Raw genomic sequence first — 380 nt, 5'->3', positions numbered from 1 at the left:
CAGTCTTGCAGGCATGTACTTAGTTTGAGGGTATTGCATCGCAATTGCGCCGTGGTAATTACTTTTAATCGTCCAAKCTTCTAATACTGGTACTACTTGGTTTTGTTCAATGGCATCAGCGATAACAAAGTCATGGAAAATACCAATCCCTAAGCCATTTTTAACGCCATTCWWTCGCATTTGCGAGTGGTTAWCGGCGTAGCGACCAGTGACAGGTACTGAGTGGTATTCATCTTCTTTAAAGAAGTCCCAGATATGGTCACTGTCATTTTCAGCTAAGTATAAACAGTCGTGACCCTCAAGCTGAGTAGGGTGAGTCGGCATGCCTCGTTTGGCAATGTAATCTGGGCTTGCACACAACACTAGGTTGGTTTTGCTCA

1 protein-coding gene is annotated in these 380 nt (G+C 44.1%); it reads right to left on the bottom strand.

The features are described from left to right. Positions 1-380: LysR substrate-binding domain-containing protein (locus DLK05_RS17225; protein WP_209319978.1), on the bottom strand; the 380-nt coding region annotated here is incomplete at both ends.

The sequence above is a fragment of the Ancylomarina longa genome (assembly GCF_003996985.1).
GTDB classification, from domain to species: domain Bacteria; phylum Bacteroidota; class Bacteroidia; order Bacteroidales; family Marinifilaceae; genus Ancylomarina_A; species Ancylomarina_A longa.
The sequence above is the reverse complement of the archived record's forward strand: the minus strand, read 5'-3'. Positions and strand labels throughout refer to the sequence as shown.